This window comes from Erythrobacter sp. SG61-1L, from assembly GCF_001305965.1.
Lineage (GTDB): Bacteria > Pseudomonadota > Alphaproteobacteria > Sphingomonadales > Sphingomonadaceae > Andeanibacterium.
On sequence record NZ_JXQC01000003.1, the window covers coordinates 2336095 to 2350541 of the forward strand.

General features: G+C 62.5%; 14 protein-coding genes. 11 read left to right on the top strand and 3 right to left on the bottom strand.

Annotated features, from left to right (window positions below; translation table 11 throughout):
• Window positions 1-44 precede the first annotated feature (44 nt).
• The gene (locus SZ64_RS11405) at window positions 45-413 is read right to left on the bottom strand and encodes a cytochrome c (RefSeq protein ID WP_054530938.1); all 369 of its coding nucleotides are present in this window, start codon (window positions 411-413) and stop codon (window positions 45-47) included.
• Window positions 414-639: 226 nt separating this feature from the next.
• Between SZ64_RS11405 and SZ64_RS11410 the strand changes: the two genes are divergently transcribed.
• The 8 genes from SZ64_RS11410 to SZ64_RS11445 all read left to right on the top strand — a co-directional run bounded on the left by SZ64_RS11410 (window position 640) and on the right by SZ64_RS11445 (window position 9391).
• The gene (locus SZ64_RS11410) at window positions 640-1116 is read left to right on the top strand and encodes a hypothetical protein (protein ID WP_054530939.1); all 477 of its coding nucleotides are present in this window, start codon (window positions 640-642) and stop codon (window positions 1114-1116) included.
• A 6-nt stretch (window positions 1117-1122) separates the two neighbouring features.
• Window positions 1123-1812, top strand: a complete 690-nt coding sequence (locus SZ64_RS11415; protein WP_054530940.1) for a HupE/UreJ family protein — start codon at window positions 1123-1125, stop codon at window positions 1810-1812.
• On the top strand, window positions 1809-2408 hold the full coding sequence (locus tag SZ64_RS11420; RefSeq protein ID WP_199797074.1) for a hypothetical protein: 600 nt from the start codon (window positions 1809-1811) through the stop codon (window positions 2406-2408). Before SZ64_RS11415 ends, SZ64_RS11420 begins: the two co-directional genes overlap by 4 nt.
• 202 nt (window positions 2409-2610) lie before the next feature.
• Complete coding sequence (locus tag SZ64_RS11425) at window positions 2611-4581, top strand: pyrroloquinoline quinone-dependent dehydrogenase (protein WP_054530941.1); 1971 nt, start codon at window positions 2611-2613, stop codon at window positions 4579-4581.
• Window positions 4581-5624, top strand: coding sequence for a hypothetical protein (locus SZ64_RS11430; RefSeq protein WP_054530942.1), 1044 nt, complete (start codon window positions 4581-4583; stop codon window positions 5622-5624). The genes SZ64_RS11425 and SZ64_RS11430 overlap by 1 nt, the downstream gene beginning before the upstream one ends.
• A complete protein-coding gene (locus SZ64_RS11435) occupies window positions 5614-6687 on the top strand; it encodes a hypothetical protein (protein ID WP_054530943.1) in 1074 nt (357 codons plus the stop codon). Before SZ64_RS11430 ends, SZ64_RS11435 begins: the two co-directional genes overlap by 11 nt.
• A gap of 5 nt (window positions 6688-6692) precedes the next feature.
• A complete protein-coding gene (locus SZ64_RS11440) occupies window positions 6693-7739 on the top strand; it encodes a hypothetical protein (RefSeq protein WP_054530944.1) in 1047 nt (348 codons plus the stop codon).
• A 5-nt stretch (window positions 7740-7744) separates the two neighbouring features.
• A complete protein-coding gene (locus tag SZ64_RS11445) occupies window positions 7745-9391 on the top strand; it encodes a carboxylesterase family protein (protein ID WP_054530945.1) in 1647 nt (548 codons plus the stop codon).
• Window positions 9392-9781: 390 nt separating this feature from the next.
• Here the strand turns inward: SZ64_RS11445 and SZ64_RS11450 are convergent, their stop codons facing one another.
• Both SZ64_RS11450 and SZ64_RS11455 read right to left on the bottom strand, forming a co-directional pair.
• Window positions 9782-10285, bottom strand: coding sequence for a DUF6644 family protein (locus SZ64_RS11450; RefSeq protein WP_054530946.1), 504 nt, complete (start codon window positions 10283-10285; stop codon window positions 9782-9784).
• 15 nt (window positions 10286-10300) lie between these two features.
• Window positions 10301-10840, bottom strand: coding sequence for a DUF6644 family protein (locus SZ64_RS11455; RefSeq protein ID WP_054530947.1), 540 nt, complete (start codon window positions 10838-10840; stop codon window positions 10301-10303).
• Window positions 10841-11055: 215 nt separating this feature from the next.
• On the opposite strand from SZ64_RS11455, the gene SZ64_RS11460 reads away from it, so the two are divergent.
• Genes SZ64_RS11460 through SZ64_RS11470 form a run of 3 tightly spaced genes read left to right on the top strand, consistent with a single transcriptional unit; the run spans window position 11056 to window position 14315 of the window.
• On the top strand, window positions 11056-12972 hold the full coding sequence (locus SZ64_RS11460; RefSeq protein WP_054530948.1) for a PQQ-binding-like beta-propeller repeat protein: 1917 nt from the start codon (window positions 11056-11058) through the stop codon (window positions 12970-12972).
• 10 nt (window positions 12973-12982) lie between these two features.
• Window positions 12983-13837: a hypothetical protein gene (locus tag SZ64_RS11465; RefSeq protein ID WP_054530949.1), complete on the top strand. Its 855-nt coding sequence runs from the start codon at window positions 12983-12985 to the stop codon at window positions 13835-13837.
• 52 nt (window positions 13838-13889) lie between these two features.
• Entirely contained in the window at window positions 13890-14315 is a 426-nt protein-coding gene (locus SZ64_RS11470; RefSeq protein WP_156313628.1) for a DUF6152 family protein, read from the top strand.
• Window positions 14316-14447 lie beyond the last annotated feature (132 nt).

A 14447-nucleotide genomic window follows, 5' to 3' on the forward strand; every position in this document is an offset into this window, starting at 1 on the left:
TCTGGCGCTGGCCGGGCGGTGCCGAAGCACTCGTCCGCTGCAGCTTACTTGTTCGATTCAGCCGAAATGTAGGTCGCCAGCTGGTCGATTTCCTCGTCGGTCAGCATGCCGCCGAAGCTGGGCATGGCGCCCTGCCCGTTGGTAACGCGGCCCAGGACGAATTCCTTGGTCAGCTTGGTGCCGTCCAGCTTGGGGCCGACATGGCCAGTACCGCCGGCATCCTTGAGCTCGTGGCAGCTGCCGCAGGACCAGTCGTTGAACAACTGGCGGCCCTTTTCGGCCACGGCGGTTGCTTCGTCGTTCGCCTTGGCCTGACCGGCCTGCATCATGCTGCCGGAAATCGCCGCGACAGCCAGCGCAAGCGAAGCCATGCCCATTCCGGCGAGCTTGCGATTCGAAACTTTGTCACCCATTTCTACCGATCCCAATCTATTACGCAGGTGCAGAAAGCCGCCTTCCAGGCGGATGTGCCCCACTATTCCAACTGAATTGCGTGTCAAGCAAAGTCCGGACAAAATCATCAATCGGGCAGATGACATTGACCGATGCTTAACGGCAGGATTGGCAATTTGTCAGGATAATGCAAGCTTGCGCCGCAAGGGATAGGGCAGCTACACGGCCGAATCCGGGGAGAAGGACATGATCAAGAATTCTATCGTCGCGCTGGCCGGGCTGGCGCTGCTGTCGGGCTGCGGCGCGAAAGAGCCGGAAATGGCTTCCGTGCGCGACCTGATGAAGGACGAAGTGCAGCCGACCGCCGAGATCTTCTGGAACTCCGCCGGTGCTGTTTCAGATGAAAACGGCACCCGCGACCTGACGCCCACGACCGACGAAGGCTGGCAGAAGACACACGATGCCGCCACAAAGCTTGGCGAACTCGGCAAGAAGCTGATGGAGCCGCAATATTCCAAGGATCGCGGCGAAGCTTGGATGCGCCTGTCGCAGGGCCTGATCGACGTCAGCAAGCTGGCCGAACAGGCAGCGGCGGACAAGAGCGGCGACAAGGTGTTCGAAGTGGGCGGCACGATCTACGACGTATGCACCGCCTGCCATCAGGCCTATCCGCAAAGCGAAGCTCCCGCCGCGGAAGGTGAAGGCGAAAGCGCCGCCGGGTAAGCTGGCATGACCGCAGCCAACCGCAACCTGACCCTGCTGGTACTTGCCGCCTTGGCGTTGCTTCCCGCAGCGGCCTGGGCGCATGACATCAGCCAGGCCAACCGCGCCTTCGTGGAAGCAATCGACGGCCCCGCCTTCCTGCCCTTCTTCTATCTGGGCGCGAAGCACATGGTCACCGGCATCGACCATGTGCTGTACCTCATCGGGGTAGTGTTCTTCCTCTACCGGCTGAAGGATGTGGTGCTTTACGTATCCATGTTCACCATCGGCCATTCGCTGACCCTGATGGGCGGCGTGCTGTTGGGGACGGGCGCCAACTCACATATCGTCGATGCGATCATCGGCATCTCGGTGGCCTACAAGGCGTTCGAGAACATGGGCGGCTTCCGCAAGTTCGGCCTCAGCTTCGATCCGCGCATCGCCGTGCTGGCCTTCGGGCTGGCACACGGGCTGGGCCTTGCCACCAAGCTGATGGATCTTGCAGTCTCACCCGACGGGTTGCTGGTGAACCTGATCGGCTTCAACCTGGGGGTCGAGGCGGGGCAGGTGATCGTGCTCGCCGTTGTCGTCACCCTGCTCAATCTCTGGCGGCACAGCGCCTCATTCGGGAAGGCGGCCTTCGCGGCCAATGTGGCGCTGATGACGGCCGGCCTCGTGCTGGCCGGCTACCAGTTCACGGGATATTTCGCATCATGACGCTGGCAACTTCCGCAACACCCTCCACCCGCAAGCTCGTCACCGGCACGCTGGCGGCCACAGGCGCTGCCGCCGCGATCCTCGTATTGTTCGTGCTGCCATCCGAATACGGGATCGACCCGACGGGCGCGGGCGCCGCCATGGGGCTGACGGACCTTGCCACATCTGGCGAGATGACCGAGCTGGAGCGCGGTGCGCTGCGCAAGGGACAGGTTCTCTCCCTGTCCGATGCGCCGATAAAGAAGGATCGCTGGGAATTCGAACTCGGCCCGTTCAAGTCGATCGAGTTCAAATATACGATGGATAAGGGCGCCGCCATGCTGTTCGACTGGAAGGCCACCGGGCCGCTCCATTACGATATGCATTCCCACCCCTTCGACGGCGGCACCGCCATGACGGAAAGCTACAGCGTCTCCGATGCGAAGGAAATGAAGGGCAGCTACGTCGCCCCCTTCAGTGGCATTCACGGATGGTACTGGCAGAACCAGTCGATGGACAATGTCACTCTGGTCGTGGAAGCGACGGGCGGCATGATCGAATCCACGATCTTCGACGAGACCGGCGAGCACAAGCGCCCGATCCCGTCGCCGGAGTAACACAGCCTGCCAAAATTCGCAGTGCGGGTGGAACCGGAATGCCGCGAATGCGTTGCGCCGCGCCTTCCGGATTTTGTCAACGAAACGGTATTTTCCGCCTTGTTGCCTTCGCGCGATCTCGTATAGGCTTTGGCTGCCGGCCCGTGCCTACGGGAACGGCCGTAGACATATAAGGCAAGGGGAGTCGGGAGTGTTTGGCCTAGTGCACCAGCATCGTGAAGTTCGTTCGCGCCGTCGCCGGGTGGCATATTGCCTCGCCGCCGCCGCGCTTGGCCTCGTTTCGGCAGGCGCCGTGCAGGCCAAGACGCCTGCCGCTGCCACGAAGACTCCGGGCGCGACTTTCGATCTCGCTGGCTGGGATTCCTATCTCGGCGGCAGCGAATCGTCGCAATATTCTTCGCTGGATCAGGTCAACAAGGCCAATGTCTCCCAGCTCAAGCTCGCCTGGACCTACAAGACCGGCGAAGGCCAGCCCCCGCATTTCAATCCCGTGATCGTGGGCGGCAAGCTCTACATCCTCACGCCCGACAATGCGCTCGCCGCGCTTGACCCGGCATCCGGCAAGGAACTGTGGAAGCGTAAATATAGCGGCCGCGTGGCTGGCCGCGGCATGAATTACTGGGAAAGCAAGGACGGCAAGGACCGCCGCCTGTTCTTCATGATGGACGGCATGCTGACCGCCGTTTCGGCCGAAAACGGCGATCCCATTGCCACTTTCGGCGAACAGGGCGGCGTGGACCTGCGCAAGGGTCTGGATGTTGACATCAGCCAGTTGCGCCCGCTGCAGACCGACAATCCGGGCCGTATCTACAAGGATACGATCATCATGTCGCTGCCCGCAGGCGCATATGACTATGCGTCCGCCCCGGCCGACATCCACGCCTATGACGTGCGCACCGGCAAGCTGAAGTGGAAGTTCCACACTGTCCCCAAGAAGGGCGAGTTCGGCTACGAAACCTGGCCTGAGAAGGACCACGAAAAGTTCGGCGGCGTCCACAACTGGTCGGAATCCACCGTCGATCCCGAAACCGGCATCATCTACATCCCGACCGGCACCGCCCGTTACGATTTCTACGGCGGCAACCGCGAAGGCCAGAACCTGTTCGCCAACTCGATCGTCGCGCTCGACGCGCAGACGGGCAAGCGCATCTGGCATTATCAGGTTCTGCATCACGACCTGTGGGACTTCGACAATCCGCAGGCCCCCAAACTGCTGACGATCCACAAGGACGGCAAGGACATCCCGGTGGTGATCCTGGCCACCAAGATGGGCTTCGTTTTCGTGTTCAACCGGCTCACGGGCGAACCGATCTGGCCGATCGAGGAACGTCCGGTTCCCGCGTCGGATGTGCCGGGTGAAAAGGCCTGGCCGACCCAGCCCTTCCCCACCTGGCCCGAACCCTTCGCGCGCCAGTCCTTCACCGAGGCGGAAATCAATCCGTACATCCCGGAAGAGGACAAGGTGAAGCTGCGCGAGCTGTTCAAGACCGCGCGCAACGAAGGCATCTACACACCGCCCAGCGTCGTCGGTTCGATTTCCGCGCCGGGCCACAATGGCGGCGCCAACTGGGGCAGCTCGGCAGTCGATCCGAAGAACGGCCGTTTCTTCGTCGTCTCCAAGCAGATGCCGACCTTCGACAAGCTGAACCTCGACAAGCGGCCTGAAGCGCTGGAAGCCATGCCCAATGGCGGCGGCGACGTTCAGCCCTACAAATCGGGCGTGAACTTCATGCTGCAGTCCAACGGCCTGCCGGCAATCAGCCCGCCCTGGTCGCTGATCACCGCTTACGACATGAACACCGGCAACAAGATCTGGGAACTTCCCAATGGCGAAGTGACAGAGCTGGTGAAGATGAACATCAAGAACACCGGCAGCACCGCACCGCGTGGTGGCCCGGTGGCTACCGCAGGCGGCATCGTTTTCGTCGGCACCTCGTCGGACCGCAAGATCCGTGCGCGCGACGCCGAAAACGGCAAGGTTCTGTGGGAATTCGAACTTCCGGCCGCATCCGAAGGCGTGCCGGCCGTCTATGAAGCCGATGGCCGCCAGTATCTGGTGATCGCCGTGGGCGGTGACGGCCTGTTCGCCCCGCAGCTTGGCCAGACGCCTCCGGGCGAGAGCCAGTACATGGCCTTCGCCCTGCCGCAGGCCCCTTCGGGCGGGAGCAACTGATGCAGCTTCGCAGCCTTGTCCTTGCTTCGGCGGCCGCCATGGCCGCCTTCGGCGCCGCCGCATCCGCCGGCGCCGAAGAGCAGGATCTCGTCACCATTCCGGCCGTCCCCAAGGACTACAAGCCGAAGACGACGCCGTGGGGCGATCCCGACCTGCGCGGCAGCTGGCCGATCGACCACCTCAACGCCACGCCGTTCCAGCGCACGCCGGAACAGGGCAACCGTTATTATCTGACGGATGAAGAGTTCGCCCAGCGCAACGCCCGCATGACTGCGATGGCCGGTGGCTACGACAAGGAAATCGAGACCAATACGCTTGGCATGGGTGCGTGGATGGAAGTGGGTACGGCCAATCGCCGCACCTCCTTCCTGATCGATCCGGCCAATGGCCGCCTGCCCGCCAAGACCGCCGAGGGCGAGCGCCGCTCCAAGCTGATGCGCTCAAGCTATCGGCAGGGCCAGACCTTCGACTGGGTAACGGATTTCGACAGCTGGGACCGCTGCATCACGCGCGGCCTGCCGGCTTCGATGTTCACCATCAATTACAATAACGGCATCCGCCTGTGGCAGGCCCCCGGGCTGGTGGCGATCCAGCTGGAAATGGTGCACGAAACGCGCATCGTCTACACCGACGGCCGCCCTGCGATCTCGCCGAAGATCGGCAACTGGATGGGCGAAAGCCGCGGCCACTGGGAAGATGGCAACACGCTGGTGGTGGAAACCACCAACTTCACGCCCGGGCCTTCGGCCACCAATGTCGGCACCTGGGGCGCCCCGCCCGAGAACGACACGCCGGTCAGCACTGAAGCGAAGATGACCGAGCGCTTCACCATGACCGGGCCGAACACGATCGTCTATGACGTAACCTGGAACGATCCCACGATCTTCACTGCCCCCTGGAGCGCAAGGCTCGATTGGCGGCGCAATGACGATTATCAATTCTACGAATATGCCTGCCACGAAGGCAATGTGCAGGTTCGCGGCTATATCAGCTCGTCGCGGGCCGAACGCGCACAGAAACAGGAGGGTGCCAATGAGCAGTAAAATTTCCAAGATCCGTGCCGCGATGGCTTCTGCCTCGCTGGCCGTGGTCGCACTCGCCGGCATCGGCGCTGCGCAGGCGCAGCCCGTTCCCGCCGATCTCACCACCATGCCGCCGGTTCCGACCGACTATCAGCCGGCGAAGACCGCCTGGGGCGATCCCGACCTGCGCGGCACCTGGCCGATCGACAACATCGCCAGCATCTTCTTCACCCGCATGCCGCAATATGGCGATCGCTTCTGGCTGACGGACGAGGAATTCGCCCAGCGCCAGGAACAGGCCGACCGCTCGACCGAAGCCTACAAGGCCGAAGAAGAATCCGGCAAGATGGGCATGGGCCATTGGGTGGAATCCGATGCTTCGGGCCGCCGCACCTCGCTGCTGATCGATCCGACCGACGGCAAGCTGCCGGAATTCACCGATTACGCGAAGAACATGATCAAGATCGGCCGCTCCAGCTGGGTGGCCGGCCAGACCTATGACTGGGTAACGGACTTCGACAGCTGGGATCGCTGCGTGACGCGCGGCTTCCCGGCCTCCATGTTCCCCTTCCGCTACAATAACGGCATCCGCATCCATCAGGCGCCGGGCTATGTGATCATCAGCCTGGAAATGATCCACGATGCGCGCATCATCCCCATCGGGAAGAAGACGCATAACGACAGCCGCGTGAAGGAATGGATGGGTGACAGCATCGGCCACTGGGAAGGCAATACCCTGGTGATCGAAACCACCAATATCCAGCCGGGCGCCTCGCCGCTGAACATGGCCACCATGGGCGTGCCGCCGAACAACGTCATCCCGACCAGCGACGAAGCCAAGGTCGTGGAACGCCTGACGATGACCGGCCCGGATCACATCATCTACGAACTGACCTATTCGGACCCGAAGGTGTGGACCAAGCCCTGGACCGCACGCCTCGACTGGACCCGTAACGACGATTACGCGTTCTTCGAATATGCCTGCCACGAAGGCAACGTGCAGGTTCGCAACTACATCAATGCATCGCGCGCCACCCGCGGTACCGATGCTGCGATGAAGGCTGACGAAGCAGCCGCAGAGTAACGCGAATGCGCTCTGCAAAATTCGGCATCATCCTGGCCCCCGTCGCGCTTGCCGTGGCGGGGGTCATGTCTGTCCCCGCCCATGCCGAAGGGGAAGACCTGACTGTCGTTCCGCCCGTCCCGCGCGATTACAAGCCCGCCACAACCTCGTGGGGCGAGCCGGACCTGCGCGGCGGCTGGCCGATCGACCACCTCAATGGCCGCACTCCGCTGGAGCGTGATCCGAAATATGGCGACCGTGTGTTCCTGACCGATCAGGAATTTGCCGAGCGTGACGAGGCCGTGCAGGCCCTGTCCAAGCGCTATGAGAACGAAGAAGCCAGCGGCACGATGGGCATCGGCCACTGGGCCGAAGTCGCCTCCGCCAATCGCCGTACCAGCTGGATCATCGATCCGCCGAACGGCCGGCTGCCTGCTTATACAGAAGAAGGCAAGCGCCGCTCAGACGCCATGCGGTCTACCTGGGCGCCCAACCAGCCCTTCGATTGGGTGACGGATTTCGATAGCTGGGACCGCTGCATCACGCGCGGCCTGCCCGCTTCCATGTTCCCGTTCATGTACAATAACGGCATGCGCATCTTCCAGTCGCCGGGCCTTGTCGCCCTGCAGATGGAAATGGTCCATGAAACCCGCATGATCTATACGGACGGCCGCAAGCCGATCCCGTCCCAGATCATGAACTGGTTGGGCGAAAGCCGCGGCCATTGGGAAAACGGCAATACGCTGGTGGTGGAAACCACCAACCTCAAGCCGGGGCCGTCTGCCACCAATATCGGCACAACGGGTTCACCGCCGACCAACGACACGCCGATCAGCGAGCAGGCGAAGATCACCGAACGCTTCACCATGACCGGCAAGGACAGCATCGTCTACGAAGTGACCCTGGACGATCCTGTGGTGTTCACCAAGCCCTGGACCGCGCGGCTGGACTGGCAGCGCGACGATGGCTTCGGAATCTTCGAATATGCCTGCCACGAAGGCAATGTGCAGGTGCGCAACTATATCAACGCCTCGCGCGCGGAACGCGCGGAGGCCACCAAAACTGGGGAGTAAGCCTGATGAAGACCCGCGCAATCGCGCTCCGTGTCGCCTTGGCCTCGGCCCTGCTGGCCTCGGCCGCAACGGCTCAGGCGGGCCAGCCCACGCTGGCCAAGCCTGTCTCCACAAAGCAGGGCAAAATCCAGGGCGCAGCTGGCGCCGAAGACGGAATCACCGTCTTCAAGGGCATTCCCTTTGCCGCACCGCCCGTGGGCGATCTGCGCTGGGAACAGCCGCAACCGCCCGCCAGCTGGAGCGGCGTGCGCGACGGCAGCAAGTATGGCGCGCCCTGCATCCAGAACCCGGCGCCCACCCGATTCCCGATGAACGGGGCGACCGATTTCAACAATGCGCCCGAAATGTCGGAGGACTGCCTCTATCTGAACGTCTGGACGCCCGCGAAGACCGGCAAGGAAAAGCTGCCGGTGATGATCTGGCTCTACGGCGGCGCCTATAACGAAGGCGGCGGCAATGCCCCCTTCAGCGAAGGCGACAAGCTGGCCAAGAAGGGTGTCGTCCTCGTCACCTTCAACTATCGCGTCGGCTCGCTGGGCTTCATGTCGCACCCGGAACTCACGGCGGCCTCGCCCCACCATGCCTCGGGCAATCAGGCCATGGGCGACGCAATTGCAGCGTTCAAATGGGTGAAGGAAAACATCGCAGCCTTCGGCGGCGATCCCGATCGGGTGACCCTGTTCGGCGAGAGCGCGGGCGCAGCGATGATCGGCGGCCTTGTGGGCGCCCCGCCCGCACGCGGCACGTTCGAGCGCGGCATCCCCGAAAGCGGCGCCTGGATGGGCCTTGGCATCGCCAAGATGGGCACGCGCGAGGCATCCGAAGCCCGCACGCTGGAAGCAGCAGAAAAGCTCGGCGCCAAGAGCCTTGCCGAACTGCGCGCCCTTCCCGCCAAGGACGTGTTCAACGGCATTCGCGGCCAAGGCATGATCATCGACGGCTGGATCATTCCACAAGACGTCTCGATCACCATTGCCGAGGGCAAGCAGAACCCGGTCGACATCCTGGCTGGTTCCAATGCGGAAGAAGGCTCCTTCACGGCAGGCTTCGGCCCGCCGGTGACGAAGGAAAGCTGGGCCGCCGGGGCGCAGCAGCGCTGGGGCGATCTCGCGGAAACCGGCATGGCTGCCTATCCGGCGGCCAGCGATGCCGAAGCCGCCACGGTTTCCACCCTGCCCTTCTCCGACGCGATGGCGTGGCACATGCGCCTGCTGGCCGAAAGCCAGTCCGCCATCGGCAAGAATGCGTGGCACTACTGGTTCACGCATCGTCCGCTGTACGACGAAGGCCAGAAGGATCTAGGCGCCGGTCACACGGCCGAGATTCCCTATGTCTTCAACAACCTCGCCGCTCCGCGCACCTATCCCGCCGGCAGCTCGGTCGACCTGATGAAGAATGATCCGGTGCAACTCGCCTTCGCGGATCAGGTCTCGCAATATTGGGTGAACTTCGCCGCCACCGGCAATCCCAATGGCGCAGGCCTGCCCGAATGGCCGGCAGTGAAGGATCTCGGCTCGACCGAGGCCATGCTGCTCGATGGCGTCAAAGGCTCAGCCAAGGGCCACTGGACCACGGACGCCAAGCTCAAGCTCTATGAGGGCCTGTTCGAACGCGACGTTGCAGGGCCGCTGGGCCTCAAGGAAGGGGAATAAGGGCACAGCCCCCTTCCCCATCCGGAGCAGAACAGCAAAGCCGCGGGACCGAGAGGTCTCGCGGTTTTTGTTTGGGCAAGGAACACGATCCCCAATTCGCGCCAGCCGCCCGTCCTGAGCCTGTCGAAGGGCACGCGAGACAACTGCTTTCCGCACTGTCGTGATCCCAGCGCACGCTGTCGTGCCTGAAGGTAACATGCCACTGGGCAAAGAGCAGTGCGTGTCCTTCGACAGGCTCAGGATGGACGGAGCTGGAGAGATTCGTCCCGACGAATACTCCTTGTTCGGCTTTCCCGCCTCCAAAAGAAAAGCCGCGAAACCCGGTGGGGCTTCGCGGCTTTCTCTTGCCGGGCCAGCGCTTGGGACGCAGGCCTGTGCGCTGTCAGGCGATCAGTAGAAGATGCCCAGGGTGAAGCCGATGGTACGGCCCATCATCACCACGCCGACCCACAGGATCAGCGAGAGAACGCCAGCGACCTTGGCTGCCACGGGGATAATGCCACCCGTGTCCCACTGCTTTACCGACTTCCAGGTCAGCACATGGAACACGCCCATGTTCACCCCGGCCAGTGCCAGCAGGATCATCTTCCGGATGAAGTACGGATTGATCATGTAGTCATGCGCCTTCGCGGTGAAGAGCAATGACCCGGTGATGGCCGCACAGATGAAGGCAATCCAGGTGATCTTGAGCGTATCGTTGCTGATGACGGTGACCGGATAGTCGGTCGAGGTCAGGCCCAGCAGACGGATGTCGACGATCACGATGGTGCCCAGCACGGTGACCAGAGCGATCACGTGCAGGGTTTCCAGCGTCGGGAACGCCCAGGTGGAGGTGGCGATGAAATCGCCGACGGCGGAGGCCTGAAGAGCCTGCCAGAAGGATTCGAGAATCATGAGAAATCTTCCCCCTTAGACCGGCGCGTAAGCGATCCAGCGACCGCCGAACATGACCGCGCACCACAGGATGAGGAGCAGGATGGCTGCGAGACGCAGGCCGCCAGTGGCGCCGCCATTGTCCCAGTTCGGAGCGCGACGCTTGATCGCACCGTTGAACACCAGCGTGGCGATGACGGCGAGAACGATCAGAACCATCTTGATCCAGAAGATCGGGTTGATCAGTTCGCGCACAGGCTCGCCGATGATCAGCAGGATGCCCGAGAACACCAGCAGGCCAAAGGCCCACCAGATCCACGGCATGTAGCGCTGGCTCGTCTGCACCATGGTGCGGCTCATGCCCGTAACGCCGACCGCACGCAGGCTGAGCATCATGGCCGAGCCGAACAGTGCACCGATCGAAAGGATATGAAGCGACTGGATAGACGGAATCGCCCAGAAGTGGGTTTGAATCCACAGGCTGAGCGACCAGTCATTGATCGCGAGAGAGAGTTCGGTAAGCGACGTGCCGCGAAGCCAGTCGGTGAACTCAAAAAGAAGGTCGGATATCGACATCAGAGCATCGGTCCCTTTCCCCGAGGCGTGGCTGCCCAAGCTGGCCACGCTCCAATTGTTTGGTTACGGCCCCGCCCCCCAGCGGCGCCAAAATTTGCCTGCCCTTAGCGAAGCACCGTTGCCACGGCAAGCTTCCGCGTCTAGGACAAAGTCAAAGAAAGCGAAATGGGTGCCCGTGCGGCGTCCTTTATCATACCCGCTGGGAGAGAATTCAAATGCGTCTTGCAGGCACCGCGCTTCTCGCGACGATATCCGCTATCGGATTGTGCGCTGCGGCATCGGCGGAAGTGCCGATGCCGGATGGTGACTGGCGCACTATCAACCGCGATCTTGCCGCGACTCGCTATTCCCCGCTGGACGAGATCAACAAGTCAAACGTCACTCAGCTCCAGCAGGCATGGTCCTACCCCCTGCGCACCTTCAGCACTGCCGTGCCGATCGTGGTGGACGGGGTGATGTATGTGCCCGCCGGTTTCAAGGTGGCTGCGCTCGACGCAGCGACCGGCAAGGAGCTGTGGGTCCATGAAGAACCCAAGCCGGAAGGCCAGGGCGGATTCGGCGGCGGATTCTCCGGCCGCGGCCTTGGCTACTGGGCAGGCAACGGCAAGCTGAAGCCGCGCATCCTTGTGATGCTGGGCAGCAAGATGGTCGCGCTCGACGCGAAGACGGGCAAGCCGGTAACCAGCTTCGGCGCAAAGGGTTATGCCGATGTCGGCGTGTCCTATGGCGGCACTCCCACCATCGTGGGCGATGTTGCCGTGATCGGCGCCGCTTCGCTGGAAAACCCGCGCGGCGCCCCGGGCAATCCGCGCGCCTTCGACGTGAAGACCGGCAAGAAGCTGTGGGAGTTCCAGACCGTTCCGAAGAAGGGCGAGCCCTTCAACGAAACCTGGGGCGATGGCTGGGAAGGCCGCGGCGGCACCAATATGTGGGGCTTCGCCGCCACGGTGGATGCCGATACCGACACCGTTTACCTGCCCATCGGCGGCCCGGCGCATAATTATTACGGCGGCGACCGTCCGGGTTCGAACCTGTTCGGCAATTCCGTGGTCGCGGTCGATGCCAAGACCGGCAAATACAAGTGGCACTTCCAGTCGGTGCACCACGACCTGTGGGATATCGACATGCCCACCGCCGGCCCCCTGGTCGACGTAACGATCGACGGCAAGCGCCAGAAGATTCTGGCCAACATCAACAAGAACAGCTTGTTCTTCGTGCTCGGGGCCAGCGATGGCAAGCCCGCCCTGCCGGTGGAGGAACGCCCCGTTCCCGCTGGCAACGTCCCGGGCGAATATTACAGCCCCACCCAGCCATTCCCGGTTAAGACGCCGCCGCTTAGCCGTGTTGCCATGAGCTACGACGATATCGTCACGGCAAAGGATACCAATCCGGAACATGCCGCAGCCTGCAAGGCCATGTGGGAGAAAGCCGGCGGCTACATCAACGTCGGGCCTTACACTCCGTTCGTCTATCGTGCGGAGGGCGATCCGGTACGCTCCACCATCCAGTTCCCCGGCGGCATCGGCGGCGTGAACTGGGGCGGCCCCGCCGCCGACCCGACCACCGGCATCGTCTATATGAACGCGCTCGACACTTCGCTGGTCGGCTGGGTGGAAAAGGTACCGGAAGGCACCAAGCCCTACAGCTTCGATGCCACCGAATCGCCCGATTACGATCGCGCTAGCGTGGACGGCAAGGGTCCGTTCTTCAGCTTCCAGGCTCCGCTGAGCGGCAAATATGACGCGCAGGGCCGCCCCGAGGGCACTAGCGTGCCGTGCTACAAACCGCCATGGGCGCGCCTGACGGCGGTGGATGCGAACACCGGCGAAATCAAATGGGCGGTTCCTCTTGGACTTTATGAGGAACTTCCTGCGGGCAAGCAGGTTGTTGGCAATGCCGGAAGCGCAGGTCCGACGGTTACCGCAGGCGGACTGGTGTTCGTCGGCGCTACCAACGACAAGCGATTCCGTGCCTTTGATGCCGCAACTGGCAAGGAATTGTGGGAGGCATTGTTGTCTAACAACGCCAATGCCAATCCGATGAGTTATAGGGGCAGCAACGGCAAACAATATGTTGCCATCAATGCAGGGGGGGCGATCGTGTCCTTCGCGCTGCCCGGAACAGGGACCTAAAGGAGAGTTTATGCTGGGAAAGGACAAGTTCGTGAAGAAATTCGTGCTGGGCGCGTTGCTGCTTGCGGGGGCGAGCACCGCTGCGATGGCTGAAGAGCCCGCGAAGCTTGGCGGGCATCCGAACCTCAACGGTGTGTGGCAGGTGCTGAACACCGCCAATTACGACCTGGAACCGCATTCGGCTTCGACCAACACCACTGCAGAACGCACCATGGGTGCGCTGGTCGCCACTCCGGCCGGCCTTGGCGTGGTTGAAGGCGGCTCGATCCCCTACAAGGCCGAAGCGCTTGCCCTGCGCAATGCGAACAAGGCCAATGCGCCGAGCCACGATCCGGAAGCCATGTGCTATCTGCCGGGCATTCCGCGCGCGACCTACATCAACCTGCCGTTCCAGATCGTGCAGGGTGAGAAGGACGACATCCTGATGGTCTACGAATATGCGTCGGCCAATCGCGTCGTCCAGATGAAGGACGTGGAAGTTCCGCCGATCGACACCTGGATGGGCACTTCCTACGGTTCGTGGGATGGCGATACGCTGAAGGTTGTGACCCTGGGCCAGAGCCCGGGCGACGTGAAGCTGCCGGGCGGCGCACTGGAGCCGGGCGTGACTTGGCTTGACCGCACGGGCAACTACCTGACCAACACCGCTGCGGTGACCGAAACCTTCAAGATGATCGACAAGGATCACATCGAATACACCGCCACGATCGACGATCCGTCGATCTACACCAAGCCCTGGACCATCAAGATGCCGCTCTATCGCCGCGTCGAAGACAATGCCCAGCTGCTTGAATACAAGTGCGTGCCTTTCTCCGAGATGCTGCTTTACGGCGATCTTCTGGAGTCCAAGAAGTCGGGAGAATGAGGGGAACAAATAACTCCCCCACACGTTGATATTTCAAAGGAGTGACCACACAATGCGTATGAAGACCCTGCGAGCGGCGATGATCGGCGCCGTTCTGGCGGTGAGCGGCGCGGCGGGCACGGCATATGCCCACCACTCGTTCGCGGCTGAATTCGATCGCAACAAGCCCATCAAGATCGAAGGCACCGTGGTGAAGTTCGAGTGGGTGAACCCCCACTCCTGGATTCACATCAAGATGTCCAACGGCCAGGTGTGGCGCGTTGAAGGCGGTGCGCCGAGCGCCCTGCTGCGTCGTGGCTGGAACCGTAACTCGCTGCCGGCCGGCACCAAGATCATCGTGAACGCGTTCCGTGCTCGCGACGGGGACACCCGCGCAAGCGCCGCGGAAATCAGCTTCCCCGATGGTCGCTCGCTCTCGCTCGGCAATCCGACCACGGAAGCCGCAGCCGCAGCAGCCAAGCGCGCCGGCGGGAACTGATAGCCGCAAGGCATCGTTCCTTACGAACGCAAAGAACCCCCGCAAGCCACCCGGCTTGCGGGGGTTTCTTTTTGCCTGTCAGACGCTTCCAGAGGCCGGACGCAGATGGTCCGCTCCTCCCCCGGACGACTG